Below are 15710 nucleotides of genomic sequence, written 5' to 3'. Positions count from 1 at the left end.
AAATGGCAGGCGCCTCGCAAGGGCGCCCGTTTTGCAGAAGCCACACAAAAATAATGCGAAATAAAATGTGAAGATTATTTCTCTCAAAGCGGATGAAAACAGCCAAAAACCCAATAATTTAGCGCTTGTTAAGCGGTCAACTATGTGAAATAAAATGTGAAGTCTTTTCACGCAGTGCAAACCGCTATGTCCCTGATCACATCAAAATCCTGGCTCGATCCGATACTTCCCGATGCGTTGCCCCCATCGATCATCGCCCTTGCGGATGCGCTGCCCAGAAAGACGCAATTTCTTGCTGGACGCTTACCGCCTGAAACCGCCGCACGCCTTCGCCGTCTCCTGCAAATCACCAATACGTACTATTCGAACCTGATCGAAGGGCAGTACACCGAGCCTGCCGATATGCAGAAAGCGCAGGCAGCCCCGGTCAAGGATCGCAAGCGGCTTAAAAGCCTGGCGGTTGAGCAGATGGCGGTCCAGGCTTTGTTCGAACGGACGTTAAGCCAGCGTGGACCGTTTCCCTGGAGCGCCATGTTTGCCCCTGAGCTGATAAGCACTGCACATGATCGGCTTTTTCGCGGTGCCAGTGATGCAGAACGCACGCTGTCCGATGGCTCAGTAATGCAGCCCGGCGCACTCCGGTCGATCACAGGCCAGAACGTTGTTGTGGGCAATCATGATGCACCGCACGCTTCTACAGTTGACGGGATGCTGCGACATCTCCAGGCAGGCTTTGGCCGGCAGACCGACCCGCGTCGTCAGCTTGTTTCTTCGCTTGCCTACCATCATCGTCTCGCATGGGTTCACCCCTTTGCTGACGGAAATGGTCGGGTTGCCCGGTTGATCACTCATTTGCAGTTGGTGCAACTGGGGCTGGAGCCGACACTCTGGTCGCTGTCTCGCGGACTCGCACGACAGCATCAGGATTACTACAGTGCCTTGACCATGGCCGACCGACCACGAGAAGGCGATTTGGACGGACGAGGCCAGTTATCTCAGCGACGCTACTTCGAATTTATCGAGTTCATGCTGCAGGTTTGTCACGATCAGGTGGATTACATGACCGCAGCGGTAGACCCGTCCAAGCTGCGAGAGCGCGTGATACGTGCGTTTCGCTTCAACGAGAAACTTCTACAGCAAGGCATTCGCCCGGAAAGTGCGCCAGCGATTATTGCGCTGATCACCCAAGGTAGCCTGCCGCGCAACGAAATAAAGACATTCACCGGCCTGACACCACGCCCGGCAATCGATGAGCTGTCGCGACTGATCAAAGTCGGCCTGGTGGAAAGCCGAACGCCCAAATCGCGAATCGTCACACCCGGACTGCCTGCGTGGTTTGCCCAGGATATTTTTCCGGATTTGCATCGACGGTTTCAGTAGAATTCATCGACCGCTTACGCTTCACGATGGCAGCTCCAGAGCTAGCGCGCAGCACTCCGGGTACCAGCAAACGCACTCGTACCCAGCCAGCGCCATAGGCTTTGCGCATCCTGCGCCGCGCCGTCTACCCGCAGCTCTTGCGACTGGAGCACTTCCTTAGGTGTACGGTCGCCCGCCCACACTTCGGTCAACGCGCGCACGCTGGAGTCGACGACGAGCGTCAATTCGCGTCCGGGGTCGTCGCGGCACAGGTCCGCCACACCCTCTTCGACCACCAGCCACCATTGCTGCTCACCGGGTCGCGCGTCGCGAAACTTGAACTGGATGATCACCGGCCGGGACGGGAACGTCTCGATGTGCACGAACCGGCGCACGTCCCACATGAGCAGGCCCGCGTCGAGTTGGTCGTCGCGCAGGCGACTGCCGATCCAGCGCGCGCCCCAATGCCCCAGCGCCATGATGATCGGGCGCAGTTCCTCACCCGCTTCGGTCAGGCTGTACTCCCAGACTTTGCCAACCGCCGTGCGATGCACCACGCCGATCTCTTCCAGATGGCGCAGCCGCTGCGCCAGCAGGTTGGTGGACATCCGGGGTACGCCGCGGTGCAGTTCATTGAAGCGTTTGCTGCCGCACAGCAGTTCGCGCACGACCAAGGGTGTCCAGCGCTCGCACAGTGCTTCGGCACCGCGCGCGACCGTGCAGAACTGACCGTAGCTTTCGTCCATCGCCTGCCCTCCCGCTGCTGCAACGCTTCAGATTCTGAACTAGCCGCGCGACTTCGCCACGCGCACGCTCAAGTCTCCTAACAGCCAACCGTCCCAGGAGAACGCCATGACCAGGATCGCCATCATTCAGCGCCCGCCCGTGCTGCTCGATCGCAGCGCGACGATCGCCCGGGCCGTGCAATCGGTCGCCGAGGCTGCGGCAGCGGGCGCCTCGCTGATCGTTTTGCCCGAATCGTACATTCCAGGTTACCCGTCATGGATCTGGCGGCTGGCGGCGGGAAAGGACGGTGCTGTAGTAGGTCAGTTGCACACGCGGCTGCTGGCCAACGCCGTCGATATCACCCACGGTGATCTGTGCCAATTGTGCGAGGCTGCCAGGGTCCACGCCGTGACGATCGTGTGCGGCATCAATGAATGCGACCGGTGCAATGGCGGCGGCACGCTCTATAACAGCGTAGTCGTTATCGGCGCGAGCGGCGCCGTGCTCAACCGCCACCGCAAGCTGATGCCGACCAATCCCGAGCGCATGGTGCATGGCTTCGGCGATGCGTCCGGCTTGCGTGCGGTCGATACACCGGTCGGTCGCGTGGGTGCGCTCATCTGCTGGGAAAACTACATGCCGCTGGCTCGCTATGCGCTGTATGCCCAAGGGGTGGAAATCTACGTCGCCCCCACCTACGACACCGGCGAGGGCTGGATCAGCACGATGCGTCACATTGCACTCGAAGGCCGTTGCTGGGTGCTCGGCAGTGGCAGTGCGCTGCGTGGCAGCGACATTCCCGATGACTTTCCGGCGCGTGCGCAACTGTTTGCCGATCCGGACGAGTGGATCAACGACGGCGACTCGGTGGTGGTCAACCCGCAAGGCCGGATCGTGGCCGGTCCACTACACCGCGAGGCAGGCATCCTGTATGCGGACATCGACGTCTCACTCGTGGCGCCAGCACGGCGGGCGCTCGACGTCACCGGGCACTATGCGCGCCCGGATATTTTCGAGCTGCAGGTGCGGCGTACGCCGGCGACCTCGGTTCACTACATCGACAGGTAAAGGCAGGCAACATTCAGGCGAGCGCTCGCCTGACCACTGATCAAGGAGTCATGCCATGAACAATGAACGGACGTACAAAGGCAGTTGTTTTTGCGGCGCAGTCCAGTTCACCGTCAGCGGAGAGCCGGCCGGGATGGGCTATTGCCATTGCGAGTCGTGCCGGCATTGGTCAGCCGGGCCGGTCAATGCCTTCACCTTGTGGAAGCCCGAGGCGGTGCACGTGACTCAGGGGGCTGACAACATTGGCACCTACAACAAGACACCACAGAGTTACCGCAAGTGGTGCAGGACGTGCGGCGGGCACCTCTTCACCGAGCATCCGGGGATGGGGCTGATCGATGTGTATGCCGCGGTCATCCCGGATCTTGAGTATTCGCCAGGGGTGCATGTCCATTATCAGGAGTCGGTGCTGCCCATTAAAGATGGTCTGCCCAAGTTCAAGGATGTGCCGAAAGAACTGGGGGGATCGGGTGTTAGCGTGGATGAGTAGGAGCAAGCTTGCTCGCGAAAAGATCGTGAACGATATTACGTGACCGGATACTTGCGACATCTTTGGATTTTTCGCGAGCGAGCTCGCTCCTACATTGGCATGACGGAGTTACCTACATGGAAGTTTCCAACCCATTGCAACCTGCAGAATGCACAGGAATGGAGGACATCAGACGCGAGATCGATGCCCTCGACCAGGCCGTTATCAAGCTGCTTGGCCGGCGTTTTCAGTACGTGCTGGCGGCTTCGAAATTCAAGACCTCTGCGGCTTCGGTGCGTGCCCGGGAGCGTTTCGATTCGATGCTGGTAACTCGTCGGGAGTGGGCTGAGGCAGAAGGCCTGAGCCCGGATGCGATCGAAAAGATGTATAGCGATCTGGTGAAGCATTTTATTGCCGAGGAGATGAAACACTGGTCGGCGCAATTGCCCGAGACCTGATTCTCAGGGATTGGATGCCCCTTTAATCAGCGGCGTGAATAAAAACGGACGCTGGGGACTTAAGCAGATCTGTAGGAGCCGGCTTGCTGGCGATAGCGCAGGTACAGTCGACCAAGTCTTCGCCTGACAATCCGCAATCGCCAGCAAGCCGGCTCCTACAGGATTGGGTCTTCACTGACATTTGTGCCGAGGACAGATCTTTTTCACTTCGACGCATTACATGGATCATCACGCCCACCAGGGGTGGGCCTCTGGCCCTATCAATCCCATCGATGTTCACAATCACCTCAATGAAGTTCTCTTAAAAACTCCGCGGCGTAACATCACCTCCATACCAACCAACAACACCCCGGAGTACACGATCATGAAACGCCAAACCCTCCTCAGCATCGCTTTCTCGGTTTTTGCAGTTAACGCTTTTGCCGCTACCTCCGTTCAGCCTGTTGTCGCTGAAGGTGGCTCGGATCGCCTGATTGAAAGCCGAGTGGCTGAGGGTGGTTCTGACCGCCTGATCGAAAATCGCGTCGCTGCCGATGGCTCGGATCGTCTGCAAGGCAACACCGTCGCTGCCGATGGCTCCGACCGTCTGCAAGGCAACACCGTCGCCGCCGATGGGTCCGACCGCCTGCAAGGCAACACCGTCGCCGCCGATGGCTCCGACCGCCTGCAAGGCAACACCGTCGCCGCCGATGGCTCCGACCGCCTGCAAGGCAACACCGTCGCCGCCGATGGCTCCGACCGCCTGCAAGGCAACACCGTCGCCGCCGATGGCTCTGACCGCCTGCAAGGCAACACCGTCGCCTGACCCCATCGCTACACCGCAGTACCCAACAAAAAGCCCGGCCTGATCAGCCGGGCTTTTTCGTGTTCACTGCGTTTCACCTGTCTATCAAGGCACTGCATCCATCTTGTTCACCGCCACTCCAGGCGCACCCCGGTTTTCAGCTTTTTCCATGGCCGCCACCAGGTCCTTGGCGCCCGCGCCCCATTTGGAGATGACTTTGAACGTATCGGTGAAGGACACGTCGAGGGGATGCACGCGGCTCGGCTCGAGGATGTAGATTGCGCCGGCCAGGGGTGTGGGTACCGAGGGGACGAAGATGGTGTAGCGGCCGTCGTCGAACACTTCGATGATGAACGCCGGGACCAGGGCATCTTCGATCTCGACCAGCGCGGGTTTCCACACGGTCTGGCGACTGTCCCCCGCTATCTGCTGGGTCAGGCTGCGGAACAAGCCATAGCCGGGAATGCGTTCGAACACGCCCGTCTCTACCCGTTTGCGGGCTATCTCGCCCAATCGGGTGCGCAGCGCCACGCCGATCAGGAAGCAGATCACCAACACCAGTATCAATGACAGGAGTTGCTCGGCCGGCAGCCATTCCGGAAGCAACTTCGTAAACGGTCGGACCAGTTGTCCGAGGGATTTCATGCCCTTGAGCAAGACCAGGATGGCGAGGTAGATGGGGATGATCACCAGCAAGCCGGCAATGACCCGTTTAGTGAAATACCCCAGTGCCTGGTTCATATGCGCTACCTTTTCTGGATGGGCAGAATGGCTCAGGACTTCTCGCGCCTGGGAGCTGAATTGGCTGCCGGCGCCCTGAAAAACAGCACTGCAAATGTGATATTTGACGATAGTACCCACCCGGCGGTCCCACAAGCACAGGCCGGTAAAGTTGGCTTGGTGGGACTATTGGGCTCGGAGTCGAAGGTATTGCGAGCAGATTTTTTTTGTTTGCTACTATCAATGCACGGCGTCGACGCCGAGGTCCGGGGTCTGCTCAGGCGGCCTGCATTTCCCGGCAATGATGCACTTATTGCAAATCTGCCTGACCACAGGGAGCTGTGATGCGCATTCCATTTTTCTACGCGTTGTCAGCGGTCCTTTTACTGAGCGGCTCCCCCTTCATGGCGCAGTCAGCGGATACAACCGCTACCCCGCCGCCCAACCCTCCCAGTACGGCACCCGTCGCGGCACCAACCAAAGACCCCGTATTCACCCAGGAACAACTGGACCAGATGCTGGCGCCCATTGCGCTCTACCCGGACCCGCTGCTGGCACAGATACTGATGGCGTCCACCTACCCCGGGGAAGTCGCCGAGGCGGTCACCTGGTCCAAGGCGCACCCGGACGCCAAGGGCGATGATGCGGTCAAGCAAGTGGCGAACCAGCCCTGGGACCCGAGTGTGCAGGCGCTGGTTGCCTTCCCGCAGGTTTTGGCGACGCTGGGGCAGGATCCGGTCTGGGTCCAGCGCTTGGGTGATGCTTTCCTCGCGCAGCCCGACGATCTCATGAACGGGGTGCAACGCTTGCGTCATCAGGCCCAGGCAGCCGGCAACCTGCAGAGCAACCAGTATCAGAACGTGACGATCCAGAATGCTGCGCCAGCGGCTCCAGCACCGGCGACCACGACTGCGGCGCCAGCCCCTGCTGAGGCCCCATCCAGCAGCAGCTCAACCATCATCATCCAGCCCGCCGATCCGCAGGTGGTATACGTCCCCACCTATAACCCGACAACCACCTACGGCACCTGGGCCTACCCCGCCTCGCCTCCTGCCTACTATCCACCGCCGCCCGCCTATTACCCCGGCCAGGCGCTGATGGCCGGGCTGGCGTTCGGTACCGGGGTGGCGATCGTCGGGGCGCTGTGGGGCGACTGTGACTGGGGCAATAACGACGTCGACATCGACGTCAATCGCTACAACAACATCAACGCCAACAACCGGATCGGCAACAATCAGAACAAGTGGCAGCATAACGCTGCGCATCGCAATGGCGTGCCCTATCGGGACAACAGGAGCCGTGAACAGTACGGCCGCCAGCTGGACGGTGCCAATCAACGTCAGGCCTATCGCGGCGACAACAACGCCCAGCGCGCCCAGGCGCGTGAAAATGCCCGCAGTTCAATGGACAGGGCCGGTATCGAACGGCCTGCCACCAGCAATCTGGAGGCCCGTGATCGGGCGCGCGAAGCCCAGTCCCGGGCTTCGGCCAGCAATCGGATGCAGGCCGGTGCAGACAGACCGAGGACTACCGACAGAAGCCAGGGCACTGCCAGAAACACCCGGGAGAATCAGCAGCCGAGGACTCAGCAAACCAGGAATCAGGCGAATCAACGCATACAGGGCAGCACACAGGCGCGCCAGACAACGCAAAAACGCCAGGCCGCACCTGCCGTCAATAGAGGCAGTGCCCGCAACAATGCCTTCGCAGGCGCGCGTTCACCGTCCCAGGCCAACATGCAAGCCAATCGTGGCCGGGCCAGCCAGGCATCCTATCAGCGCCCCAGCGCCTCACGAGCCGCCGGCCACCAGATCAGTCGGCCATCCAGTCCACCAGCGCGTTCAAGGGGGGGCCGCCGTTGAATAATCATCCTCGAGTAAAGGCAAGGGGCATGTTTGTACAGGCCCTGGCGATCACTGTCGGCCTGGCCTGGTCGTGCCTGGCAGCGGCGCAGCAGGAGTTTGCGACGCCGGAAAAGGCCGCTCAAGCGTTCGTCGAAGCGCTGGGTACGAAAAACGCCGATCAGAAACGCCTGACCGAGCTGCTGGGTGAAAACTGGCGCAGCTACATCCCTCGCGACGGCGCGGAACGCGAAGACGTGGAGGCGTTCCTCAAGCAATACCACCAGCAACACCAGATCGAAAAAATCGCGGACAACAAGGCGCTTCTATCGGTGGGAACTGACCACTGGACGCTGCCTATTCCCATCGTCAAAAGCGCGAACGGTTGGCGCTTCGACCCCAAGGGCGGCAGTGCCGAAATCCGTGCCCGGCAAATTGGCCGCAACGAGCTGGCCGCGGTGCAATCGGCACTGGCCTATCACGATGCCCAGATGGATTACGCCTCGGTGGATCGTGACGGTGACGGCGCACTCGAGTATGCGCAGAACATCTACAGCACCCCCGGCCAGCACGACGGACTCTATTGGGCCGACGACGATAGCGGCCAGATCAGCCCGTTGGGCCCCGAGTTCGGCAAGACCATTGCCGGCGAGCCCTGGCATGGCTACCACTTCCGTATCCTGCTGGGCCAGGGTCCTTCGGCACCGGGCGGGGCCTACAGTTACCTGATCGGCGACAAGATGAGCCGGGGCTTTGCCCTGATCGCCTGGCCGGCAAAATACGGTGAAACCGGGGTGATGAGTTTCATGATCAGTCATGACGGGCAGGTCTTCGAAAAGGACCTGGGACCGGATAGTGAAAAGTTGGCGCAGGCGATGAAACGCTTTGATCCGGATGACAGCTGGAAGGAAGTGCCGGACGACCAGGAGAAGCCGGATTGACTCCAGTTTTGGGCGGGCGAAGTCAATGAAATCGGGCGCGCCAGGCGCCCGTTTTTGTACTCGGTGTCCTGTCCTCAAGCCCCTTACCCGCCAAATGCGCATTAGTTGCCTCTAAAACTGACATTGTTCGCTGTCCACGCCATCGCTCACTTCCAGAGTGATGGCAAACAGCTACTCTCTTCCCGATTTCGCATGCACACCTCAACCAACCCAAAACGATGACCCTGTGGCGAGGGAGCTTGCTCCCGTTCAAACGTCCCGTGCTCGTGTGCAGCCGGAGCAAGCTCCCTCTCCACAGGGTCATCGTCATGAGTACCTGATTGGCAGCCCCCCCTGCTTCGTCCCGACTCCATGTCATGAAGTAAGCTTTCGTCGGTTTTTTTCAGCCTCCGCCAGTGCCTGGCGAACCAGCGCCCGCGCCGCCCAGGCGCTGGCGTCGAGTGACTCCTCTAGACTCGCGCCACTGATATCGCGCACGGCAATCAACGCTTCGGTGCCCATCACAATCGACAGCGCCTGCTTCAGGCGTTTGCGCGCCCTGGGAGCAAGCACGTCCTTCATCGAGTCGACAATCGGCTCGATGTAGCTCAGGCGACGGCCCGGTCGCAGGGGCTCGTGGGACTCGTTTTCGAGCCACACGGTCATGAACGAACGCTCCATCACGTGCAGGCCGACCTCGTCGCCGAGCAAGAGTTTGTTCAGCGCATTCGCCGCCAGGCCGATGCCCTTGACCGGATCGTCGCCCGGGCGCCAGACGCGCTCCAGCGGCGGCATGTCGCGATCGGCCGCCGTCTCGCTGATCAACGCTTCAACCGTGGGAAAGTAGCGATACGCCGTGGCGCGCGAGACCTTGGCGCGCTCGGCTGCTTGCGCCACCGTGGGCTGATGGCCCTCGTCGCGCAAGGCGACGGCGGCCTCGATCAGCGCCTGGCGGGTGCGCAGCTTCTGGTTGACGCGGCCTTGCGAATCGCCGTCGCCGACCGACGGGCCTGGCTCGGATCTTGACTTGGGGCTGGACATGGAATAAATGATACCTTGTCTTGTAATGAGACTCTTGTCTCATGATAGACCCACGGCACCGGACCTGCCACCGCACTTGCGGTCATCACGATTTCAGGGATTTTCCAGCAACTGAGCGCGCCTCAGGGCGCTTGAGGTGAATGCCATGAATCACACTCCCCGTTCGCGAACCTGGTTTCGACTCGCGGCCCTCTACTTTGCCATGGGCGTGCTGCTGGGGGTGGCCATGGGCGCCTCCGGCGACCACTCGCTGTTCGCGGTCCATGCCCATATCAACCTGTTGGGATGGGTGTCGATGGCGCTGTTCGGCGTCATCGCCACGTTGCACCCGTGCATGACCGAAGGTCGCGTTGCCACCGTGCAGTTCTGGACCTACAACCTGGGCGTGCCGGTGATGCTCGGCGCATTGACCCTGCGCATGAAGGGCTTCCCGGCGGTCGAACCGCTGATTGGCGTCGCATCGATCCTGATTGGCTTGAGCGTGCTGCTTTTTCTGTGGCTGGTGTTCTCGCGCATCGGCGTGGCTGCCGGGTACTTGAGCCGCGGGACAGGCGAATCGCGCCTGTCCTGACGCGGGTGACCGGCTCGTCACCCAGCCGAAGAACGCTGCCGTTTTATCCGGTACATATCGTCATCCGCCTGGCTGAGCAGCGTATCGGCGTCCTCCCCGTCCGCGGGATAACAGGCGATGCCGATACTGCAGGACGGCATCTTGACTGCACCGGATTCAGCGTCCAGCGGCTCGGCCATGACCGCGAGAATCCGCGCCACGGTCTCGCTGACGGCGCCCTCGGACTGGATGTCCGTCAGCAGTACCGTGAATTCATCGCCGCCCATTCGGGCCACCGTGTCCGTCTCACGCACGCAGCCCTCCAGCCGCCGTGCAATCGTGCTCAGCACACGATCGCCCGCAGCATGGCCATGGACGTCATTGATGCCCTTGAAGTCATCGATATCGAGGAACAGCAAGGCCAGCGTGCTGTTGTGCCGGCGCGCCGTGCGCAGGGCCGTGTCCAGGCGATCATTGAACAGCGCCCGGTTGGCCAGGCCTGTCAGCGGATCATGATGGGCGAGGAAACGCAGTTCCTCCTCGGCCTGCCAGAGGGCCGTCACATTGCGCGCGACACCGATGCGCGCCCCCACTTCCTCGGACCAGAAGGCCGCCCACAGGATGTGGACGATGCCGCCATCCTTGCGGACATAACGGTTGCGGAAGTCGACGTGAGGCTGGCCGTTCATGACCCGGACAATGGAGGCCCGAGTGATCGCCAGGTCGTCAGGGTGCATGTAGTCGGTGATCGCGGTACCGGTCAGCTCGTCGGCACGGTAACCGAGCAGTGCCTCGCAGGCATCGCTCACGAATACGATCTGGTTATGCCTGTCGACCACGAAGACCGTGTCCAGCATCAGATGGATCAGTTTGGGGTAGAGCGCTTGCAGGTCGACGGGCATAGGTCAGGGGAGTCCCGGTTCATATAGCCCGATCATGCCTGATCGCGAAGGGAGGCGGCTAGGCGTCCGGCAGACTTTTGGCTGGCGTGTGCAAAGTCGGGTGAGGGACAGCAAGCGGCCAGCAGCGATGGCCTGCGCAAATTGCGCAGGCCACAATACCGAACAGCTCGCCAGATGCGTCCCTAGCCAGCGCTGATGTTGCCGCAGAACAGCTCGCGACTGCCGTCTGCCGGGCTGGTGCGAACCAGCAAGGCATAGCCGCCCTTGGTCAGTTCGCTCAGCGCCACCGGTGCCTGGGCCCAATGCTGGGTACGCGGGGCCAGCGATGGGTAGTCGACACTGTTGGCCTGACGGGTCCGGTACGCCGGTTGTGCTCCCAATTGCTGGCACGAGCCTGCGTAGATAGCCGTGTCGAGGCGGCTGGATACGGCCATGTCGTGGGGGACCCCGCCGACAGTGAGCCAGATGCTGGTTTGGTTGCCCACCGGGCTGAGGGTGGCTCGAGCGATATGCTCTGCGTTTTGCGGGGTAGCATCGAGGGGGACATCGACAACATCATTTCTGCTCGCGCAGGCTGAAATCGTCCCAACCGCCACTACCAACGCCAGCCAAGATGTTCTGTTCATCACAGGTTTCCTGATTTGAGGTGCGTTGATGTCATCCCCCCTGTGAAGTCTAGTGGCCTGCTCCGGGCGCGGGCGCTGGCTGATGGGTGGTTATTGCTGGAGAGAATTGGCCGGGAAAAGCGTTAACGTGGTTTAACAGGCCAGGTGCAAAGCTGCCGTTGGTCGAAACGACATTGTTCTGTAGATGCAAGATGACTATCTTTGAATCTACAGATTCAAGGATAGGTAATGCAGATGGCCGTCGCCGCCCAGCCCCGCTCTTTCAGCAAAAACCAGTGCGTCACCGGCCTGCGCGCCGCCGTGGGCATTCTGGAAAAGTGGCGCGCCAGCAGCGAGCAGGCCTGCCAGATCCTGCGCATTTCCCGCAGCACCTACACCCGCGCGCGGCAGCCTGACCCCGACTGGTCGGTGGCGCTGGATGCCGATCAGATGCAGCGCATCAGTTTTGTCCTGAACATCCACGCCACGCTGCGCCTGGTGTTCGATAACCCGGACAACGTCTATGGCTTCGTGTCCATGGCCAACGACAACGAATTTTTCAATGGGCGTTCGCCGCTGGCGATCATGGCCCAGGGCGACATGGTTTCGCTGTACGAGACCTTTCGGCGCATCGATATGCTGCGGGGCGCGTTATGGTGAAGTTGAGCGCGCTGGCGGATTTTGCCGGGCAGGCGTTGCAGGCTTATCGGCTGGTCAACTCGAAGTTTCCACCGATTGCGTTGTTCGATGACGTGGCGAGCGCGGATGAATTCGAGGTGCTGTTCGAGATTCAGGCGCTGACCAATCCACGACTGAAGAATGAAGTCGGTCAGCTTGAGTTGATCCCGCGGGGCGAGATCCCGTTCGGGATTGCCGGCTGCTCGTACGCCACCGCCCCCTTCACTCACATCAACCCGGCGGGCTCGCGGTTCAGCGATGGCAGTTTTGGCGTGTTGTACCTGGCCGACTCCATGGAAACGGCCCTGGCCGAGGTGCGGCATCACCAGAGCCTGTACTGGTCGAAGCTGCCGGCCCTGAACTATGAGCGGTTTGTGTTCCGCGGCCTGACCTGTTCATTCATGGATACGGGAATGAAAGACGCCACCGCCCTGCCGATCAACGATCCGGTGTATGCACCTGACGACTACAGCCACTCCCGCGTGCTGGGCCGGGCGATCAGGAAGGCCGGTTGCCCTGGCCTGCGTTATCGTTCGGTGCGCCTGCCGGGCAGTGTCTGCTGGGCGCTGATGACGCCCCGGCCTGTCACTTCGATTATCCAGACCGCCCATTACGAGATGGTCTGGAACGGCCAGATCACCAGCGTCAGCCAGATCAACGAGGCCTGAGGCCAGCAGCCACGACCTGTGTCTGGACTCTCGATCTCAATGCCTGGACATCAGCCCATGCAGCACGCCCAGTCTCAACCCTGGTTCGGAGGGCGTCATGTGCAACACGCCAAACACCTTGAACGCCGCCAGCATCGCCACCAGGCCACCGGGCAGGATGCTCAGGCGATGGGCTTGCAGGCCCGCCAGCTTGAGTTGCCTGACATGCCCGACTTCCAGCAGGCGCAATGACAGGCGCAGCAGGCCGCTGTAGGTGATACCGTTTTGGCCGTCGTCGTTCAGCCCGTTGGCCTTGAGCACCTTGGCCAGCATCCGCGCGGTACCGGAAGAGCCAATGGCCTGCTGCCAACCCAGCGCGCGATAACGCCGTGCGACCTTTTCGAACTGCAGGGTGGCGACCCGCTCGGCTTCGAGCAGCGCCTTGGCCGTGATCACCCCGCCGGCAAAGTAGCGCGCCCCCAGGGTACCGCTGCCGATGGCGATGCTTTCGGTGACGAGGGGTTGTGCGCCCTTGCCCAGGATCAACTCGGTGGAGCCGCCGCCGATGTCCACCACCAGCCGCATGCGTTCGGGGTCGGGATTCGTATGCGCAACCCCGGCGTACACCAGCCGGGCCTCTTCATGCCCGGAGATGACATCGATACGAAACCCCAGGTGGCGCTCGGCGCTGGCGAGGAACAGTTGCGCATTTTCGGCTTCGCGCACGGCACTGGTGGCCACCGCCCGCACGCGACCGGCTTCGAAGCCGCGCAGTTTTTTGCCGAAGCGCGCCAGGGCTTGCCAGCCACGGTCCAACGCCAGCTCGTCGAGCGCGCCGCCCTGCAAGCCTTCCGCCAGACGTACGGGTTCTCGCAGGGTCTTCACTTCCTGGATCACGATCTGCTGGCTGCGCCGGACTTGTTGGCCAATCATCATGCGAAACGCGTTGGAGCCCAGGTCAATGGCCGCAAATAGCGAGGCGTCGCCTTTCATGGTGGGGGTTCCTGGCAAATTCATCGGCCCGTGACGGGTCTGTCGCCCATGGCGGTTGCGCGGATGTTGCCATGGGTTCAGTGACACCCTGATGACAGGGTGCACGCTCGGGTAGCCCGTCGATCAAGTACGGGTTATCGATTTCCAGGAAGAGCGCTGGCTGGGGCGGACATTCAAGCGCCTACAGGCAACAGCGTTTGCCGATCCGGCAAAAACACGATGCCGAAATCTCCACATCCGCCCGGGCCATGGCCAGGTTGAGGCGAACCTGCGCAGCGCCCGCTTCGGCATCGCGACCCAGTCGCTTCAAACATTCCACGTAGCCGTGCAGGCTCCACACATTGTCCAGGTGCCAGGACGAGCGACTGAGGGTGTTGTCCAGGCCCAGGTCGGCACGGTAGGCCTGCAGGGCTTCTTCCACCCTGCCCTGCTCCAGCAGCAGTGCGCCCAGGGCGTGGCGCACCGGTTGCATCCAGCCCCAGGGCTCGTCGTAAGGCAGGTGATCGTCCAACGACTGCGCTTCACGCAGATGCGCGAAGGCTTCGTCGAAGTTGCCTTTGCGGTACTCGATTTCGCCGCGCAGCATGCCCGCGGCCACGGCCAGGATATCGTTGCATTGGTTGTTGAAGAGGTAGCGTGTGTCCGGCACACGGGCCCAGGCCTCGAGGAACAGGTGATGCTCGGTTTCGGCCTCGGCGACCTGCCCGCAGGCCGCATGGGCCACGCCTTTGGCGTAGTGCAGCATGGCCGTGGTCACGCAGTACAGCGCCTGGTCGGCGGGCAGTGGCGTGGCGAGGATGTCTTGCCATCTGCCGAAGCGGATCTGCACGTGGAGCTTCATCGACACGAAGCTTTCCAGCCAGTCGGCCATGGGCGGTTTTTCCACCCGCAGCAGGTCTTCCTTGATGGTATCGGCCAGTTGTTCGGCGGCTTCCAGGGCCGGTTGATACTGGCCGAGGAACATCGCCGAGTAGAGTTTGAAGTGATAGTTATGGCTGCGGTACAGGGTGTAGAAATTGATCGGACCTTCCTCGGCCAGATACAGGCTGTCGGCCTGGATGGCCCGGTGATTGGTGATCATGGCCCCGCGGTAATCGCCGCAGAGCACGTCGATGTGCGACGGCATATGGCGCAGGTGTCCGGCATCCGGCACCAGGTCACGCAGGACATCACCGGCGCGCAAGGCCCGTTCCGGGTACGGCGACATTTCCAGGGTGTGGACGTACATGTGCAGCACGCCGGGGTGCGGTGCGTCGCCGTGTTGCTCCATGCGGTGCAGGGCCCGTTCGAGCACGGCCACCGTTTCGAGGGTGTCGGCACCGGCTGCTGGCTCGCCGGTTTTCAGGTCCCACAACTGCCAGGGCGTGCGGTCGATCAGCGCTTCGGCGAACAGCGCCACCACGTCGGGATCGTCGGGAAAGCCGTGGTAGACATCGCGCATGGACGCCGCATAGGCATCGTTCCAGGTGAAGAGTTCATCAACGCTGCTCGCCTGTTCGGCCTGGTAGCGTTGCTGCAGCGCGCGGATCAGGGCCTCTTCCACCGGCGTCGCGCCGTCGAGGTGCACCAGGGCGATTTGCGTCGCCAGGCGCGCCTGGGCCACGGCCTCCTTGAGCTCTTGTTCGATGAAGGCGTCCCAGCGCTTGTTGTAGTTGGGCCCCGAGGCATAGGCGATGCCCCAGTAGGCCATCGCGCAGTTGCGGTCGTGTTCCAGAGCCTTCTGGAAACAGCGGATGGCTTCGTCGTGGTTGTAGCCGTAGCACCACATCAGGCCGCGGTCGAACCACAGCTGGGCCTGGGGTGAACTGGTCGTCACGGGGCGGCTGTAGGTGCCCAGATCGTAATAGTCGTGCATCGGTTTATCCTCTCGATCAGAGTGCGGAACCTGCGAAAAACCAGCATACCCCTGCGCACCTGGCCCGGCGCCGCAACTGACGACAGGCTACGCC

Annotated in this window: 18 protein-coding genes; 11 read left to right on the top strand and 7 right to left on the bottom strand. The window is 61.6% G+C overall.

Features of this window, described 5'->3' with window-relative positions:
- Positions 1-186 precede the first annotated feature (186 nt).
- Complete coding sequence (locus NPS56_RS22320; RefSeq protein WP_274076626.1) at positions 187-1380, top strand: Fic family protein; 1194 nt, start codon at positions 187-189, stop codon at positions 1378-1380.
- A gap of 41 nt (positions 1381-1421) precedes the next feature.
- Here NPS56_RS22320 and NPS56_RS22315 read toward each other — a convergent pair whose 3' ends face one another.
- Positions 1422-2105 (bottom strand): winged helix-turn-helix transcriptional regulator, encoded by a 684-nt coding sequence (locus NPS56_RS22315; protein ID WP_274076625.1) that lies wholly within the window; start codon positions 2103-2105, stop codon positions 1422-1424.
- 106 nt (positions 2106-2211) lie between these two features.
- Here NPS56_RS22315 and NPS56_RS22310 point away from each other — a divergent pair, with 106 nt between their 5' ends.
- The 4 genes from NPS56_RS22310 to NPS56_RS22295 all read left to right on the top strand — a co-directional run bounded on the left by NPS56_RS22310 (position 2212) and on the right by NPS56_RS22295 (position 4885).
- The gene (locus NPS56_RS22310; RefSeq protein WP_274076624.1) at positions 2212-3153 is read left to right on the top strand and encodes a carbon-nitrogen hydrolase family protein; all 942 of its coding nucleotides are present in this window, start codon (positions 2212-2214) and stop codon (positions 3151-3153) included.
- Between the two features lie 55 nt (positions 3154-3208).
- Positions 3209-3643: a GFA family protein gene (locus NPS56_RS22305; RefSeq protein ID WP_274076623.1), complete on the top strand. Its 435-nt coding sequence runs from the start codon at positions 3209-3211 to the stop codon at positions 3641-3643.
- A 116-nt stretch (positions 3644-3759) separates the two neighbouring features.
- Entirely contained in the window at positions 3760-4080 is a 321-nt protein-coding gene (locus NPS56_RS22300; protein ID WP_274076622.1) for an isochorismate lyase, read from the top strand.
- 364 nt (positions 4081-4444) lie between these two features.
- Entirely contained in the window at positions 4445-4885 is a 441-nt protein-coding gene (locus NPS56_RS22295) for a hypothetical protein (protein WP_168757556.1), read from the top strand.
- An 84-nt stretch (positions 4886-4969) separates the two neighbouring features.
- On the opposite strand, the gene NPS56_RS22290 is transcribed toward NPS56_RS22295, so the two are convergent.
- Positions 4970-5605, bottom strand: coding sequence for a DUF502 domain-containing protein (locus NPS56_RS22290; protein WP_274076621.1), 636 nt, complete (start codon positions 5603-5605; stop codon positions 4970-4972).
- Positions 5606-5632: 27 nt separating this feature from the next.
- Between NPS56_RS22290 and NPS56_RS22285 the strand changes: the two genes are divergently transcribed.
- Genes NPS56_RS22285 through NPS56_RS22275 form a run of 3 tightly spaced genes read left to right on the top strand, consistent with a single transcriptional unit; the run spans position 5633 to position 8366 of the window.
- Positions 5633-5929: a hypothetical protein gene (locus NPS56_RS22285; RefSeq protein WP_274076620.1), complete on the top strand. Its 297-nt coding sequence runs from the start codon at positions 5633-5635 to the stop codon at positions 5927-5929.
- Positions 5929-7446 carry a DUF3300 domain-containing protein gene (locus NPS56_RS22280; protein ID WP_274076619.1) on the top strand — a complete coding sequence of 506 codons (1518 nt, stop codon included), beginning with the start codon at positions 5929-5931 and terminating at the stop codon, positions 7444-7446. The genes NPS56_RS22285 and NPS56_RS22280 overlap by 1 nt, the downstream gene beginning before the upstream one ends.
- 29 nt (positions 7447-7475) lie before the next feature.
- Entirely contained in the window at positions 7476-8366 is an 891-nt protein-coding gene (locus tag NPS56_RS22275; RefSeq protein WP_274076618.1) for a DUF2950 domain-containing protein, read from the top strand.
- 354 nt (positions 8367-8720) lie between these two features.
- Here the strand turns inward: NPS56_RS22275 and NPS56_RS22270 are convergent, their stop codons facing one another.
- Positions 8721-9386, bottom strand: a complete 666-nt coding sequence (locus NPS56_RS22270; protein WP_274076617.1) for a TetR/AcrR family transcriptional regulator — start codon at positions 9384-9386, stop codon at positions 8721-8723.
- Between the two features lie 145 nt (positions 9387-9531).
- On the opposite strand from NPS56_RS22270, the gene NPS56_RS22265 reads away from it, so the two are divergent.
- A complete protein-coding gene (locus NPS56_RS22265) occupies positions 9532-9957 on the top strand; it encodes a hypothetical protein (protein WP_274076616.1) in 426 nt (141 codons plus the stop codon).
- 17 nt (positions 9958-9974) lie between these two features.
- On the opposite strand, the gene NPS56_RS22260 is transcribed toward NPS56_RS22265, so the two are convergent.
- Positions 9975-10838 (bottom strand): sensor domain-containing diguanylate cyclase, encoded by an 864-nt coding sequence (locus NPS56_RS22260; RefSeq protein WP_274076615.1) that lies wholly within the window; start codon positions 10836-10838, stop codon positions 9975-9977.
- Between the two features lie 182 nt (positions 10839-11020).
- Entirely contained in the window at positions 11021-11464 is a 444-nt protein-coding gene (locus NPS56_RS22255; protein ID WP_274076614.1) for a hypothetical protein, read from the bottom strand.
- A gap of 234 nt (positions 11465-11698) precedes the next feature.
- On the opposite strand from NPS56_RS22255, the gene NPS56_RS22250 reads away from it, so the two are divergent.
- Positions 11699-12103 carry an antitoxin Xre-like helix-turn-helix domain-containing protein gene (locus NPS56_RS22250; RefSeq protein ID WP_274076683.1) on the top strand — a complete coding sequence of 135 codons (405 nt, stop codon included), beginning with the start codon at positions 11699-11701 and terminating at the stop codon, positions 12101-12103.
- A complete protein-coding gene (locus NPS56_RS22245; protein ID WP_274076613.1) occupies positions 12097-12789 on the top strand; it encodes an RES family NAD+ phosphorylase in 693 nt (230 codons plus the stop codon). Before NPS56_RS22250 ends, NPS56_RS22245 begins: the two co-directional genes overlap by 7 nt.
- 36 nt (positions 12790-12825) lie before the next feature.
- Here the strand turns inward: NPS56_RS22245 and NPS56_RS22240 are convergent, their stop codons facing one another.
- The gene (locus tag NPS56_RS22240; protein ID WP_274076612.1) at positions 12826-13761 is read right to left on the bottom strand and encodes a Ppx/GppA family phosphatase; all 936 of its coding nucleotides are present in this window, start codon (positions 13759-13761) and stop codon (positions 12826-12828) included.
- Positions 13762-13942: 181 nt separating this feature from the next.
- Entirely contained in the window at positions 13943-15616 is a 1674-nt protein-coding gene (locus tag NPS56_RS22235) for a hypothetical protein (RefSeq protein WP_274076611.1), read from the bottom strand.
- Positions 15617-15710: the final 94 nt, after the last annotated feature.

The sequence above is a fragment of the Pseudomonas putida genome (assembly GCF_028682635.1).
Lineage (GTDB): Bacteria > Pseudomonadota > Gammaproteobacteria > Pseudomonadales > Pseudomonadaceae > Aquipseudomonas > Aquipseudomonas putida_AE.
Note: the sequence above shows the minus strand (reverse complement) of the source record. Positions and strands in the feature narration are given on the sequence as shown.

What these genes read in the sequence shown, in the direction of transcription:
- NPS56_RS22275 (WP_274076618.1), top strand. Translation starts at nt 7,476, where the DNA reads ATGTTTGTACAGGCCCTGGCGATCACTGTCGGCCTGGCCTGGTCGTGC.
- NPS56_RS22240 (WP_274076612.1), bottom strand. Translation starts at nt 13,761, where the DNA reads ATGAAAGGCGACGCCTCGCTATTTGCGGCCATTGACCTGGGCTCCAAC.
- NPS56_RS22290 (WP_274076621.1), bottom strand. Translation starts at nt 5,605, where the DNA reads ATGAACCAGGCACTGGGGTATTTCACTAAACGGGTCATTGCCGGCTTG.
- NPS56_RS22250 (WP_274076683.1), top strand. Translation starts at nt 11,699, where the DNA reads ATGGCCGTCGCCGCCCAGCCCCGCTCTTTCAGCAAAAACCAGTGCGTC.
- NPS56_RS22260 (WP_274076615.1), bottom strand. Translation starts at nt 10,838, where the DNA reads ATGCCCGTCGACCTGCAAGCGCTCTACCCCAAACTGATCCATCTGATG.
- NPS56_RS22315 (WP_274076625.1), bottom strand. Translation starts at nt 2,105, where the DNA reads ATGGACGAAAGCTACGGTCAGTTCTGCACGGTCGCGCGCGGTGCCGAA.
- NPS56_RS22285 (WP_274076620.1), top strand. Translation starts at nt 5,633, where the DNA reads ATGGCTCAGGACTTCTCGCGCCTGGGAGCTGAATTGGCTGCCGGCGCC.
- NPS56_RS22235 (WP_274076611.1), bottom strand. Translation starts at nt 15,616, where the DNA reads ATGCACGACTATTACGATCTGGGCACCTACAGCCGCCCCGTGACGACC.
- NPS56_RS22305 (WP_274076623.1), top strand. Translation starts at nt 3,209, where the DNA reads ATGAACAATGAACGGACGTACAAAGGCAGTTGTTTTTGCGGCGCAGTC.
- NPS56_RS22320 (WP_274076626.1), top strand. Translation starts at nt 187, where the DNA reads ATGTCCCTGATCACATCAAAATCCTGGCTCGATCCGATACTTCCCGAT.
- NPS56_RS22310 (WP_274076624.1), top strand. Translation starts at nt 2,212, where the DNA reads ATGACCAGGATCGCCATCATTCAGCGCCCGCCCGTGCTGCTCGATCGC.
- NPS56_RS22300 (WP_274076622.1), top strand. Translation starts at nt 3,760, where the DNA reads ATGGAAGTTTCCAACCCATTGCAACCTGCAGAATGCACAGGAATGGAG.
- NPS56_RS22255 (WP_274076614.1), bottom strand. Translation starts at nt 11,464, where the DNA reads ATGAACAGAACATCTTGGCTGGCGTTGGTAGTGGCGGTTGGGACGATT.
- NPS56_RS22295 (WP_168757556.1), top strand. Translation starts at nt 4,445, where the DNA reads ATGAAACGCCAAACCCTCCTCAGCATCGCTTTCTCGGTTTTTGCAGTT.
- NPS56_RS22270 (WP_274076617.1), bottom strand. Translation starts at nt 9,386, where the DNA reads ATGTCCAGCCCCAAGTCAAGATCCGAGCCAGGCCCGTCGGTCGGCGAC.
- NPS56_RS22245 (WP_274076613.1), top strand. Translation starts at nt 12,097, where the DNA reads ATGGTGAAGTTGAGCGCGCTGGCGGATTTTGCCGGGCAGGCGTTGCAG.
- NPS56_RS22265 (WP_274076616.1), top strand. Translation starts at nt 9,532, where the DNA reads ATGAATCACACTCCCCGTTCGCGAACCTGGTTTCGACTCGCGGCCCTC.
- NPS56_RS22280 (WP_274076619.1), top strand. Translation starts at nt 5,929, where the DNA reads ATGCGCATTCCATTTTTCTACGCGTTGTCAGCGGTCCTTTTACTGAGC.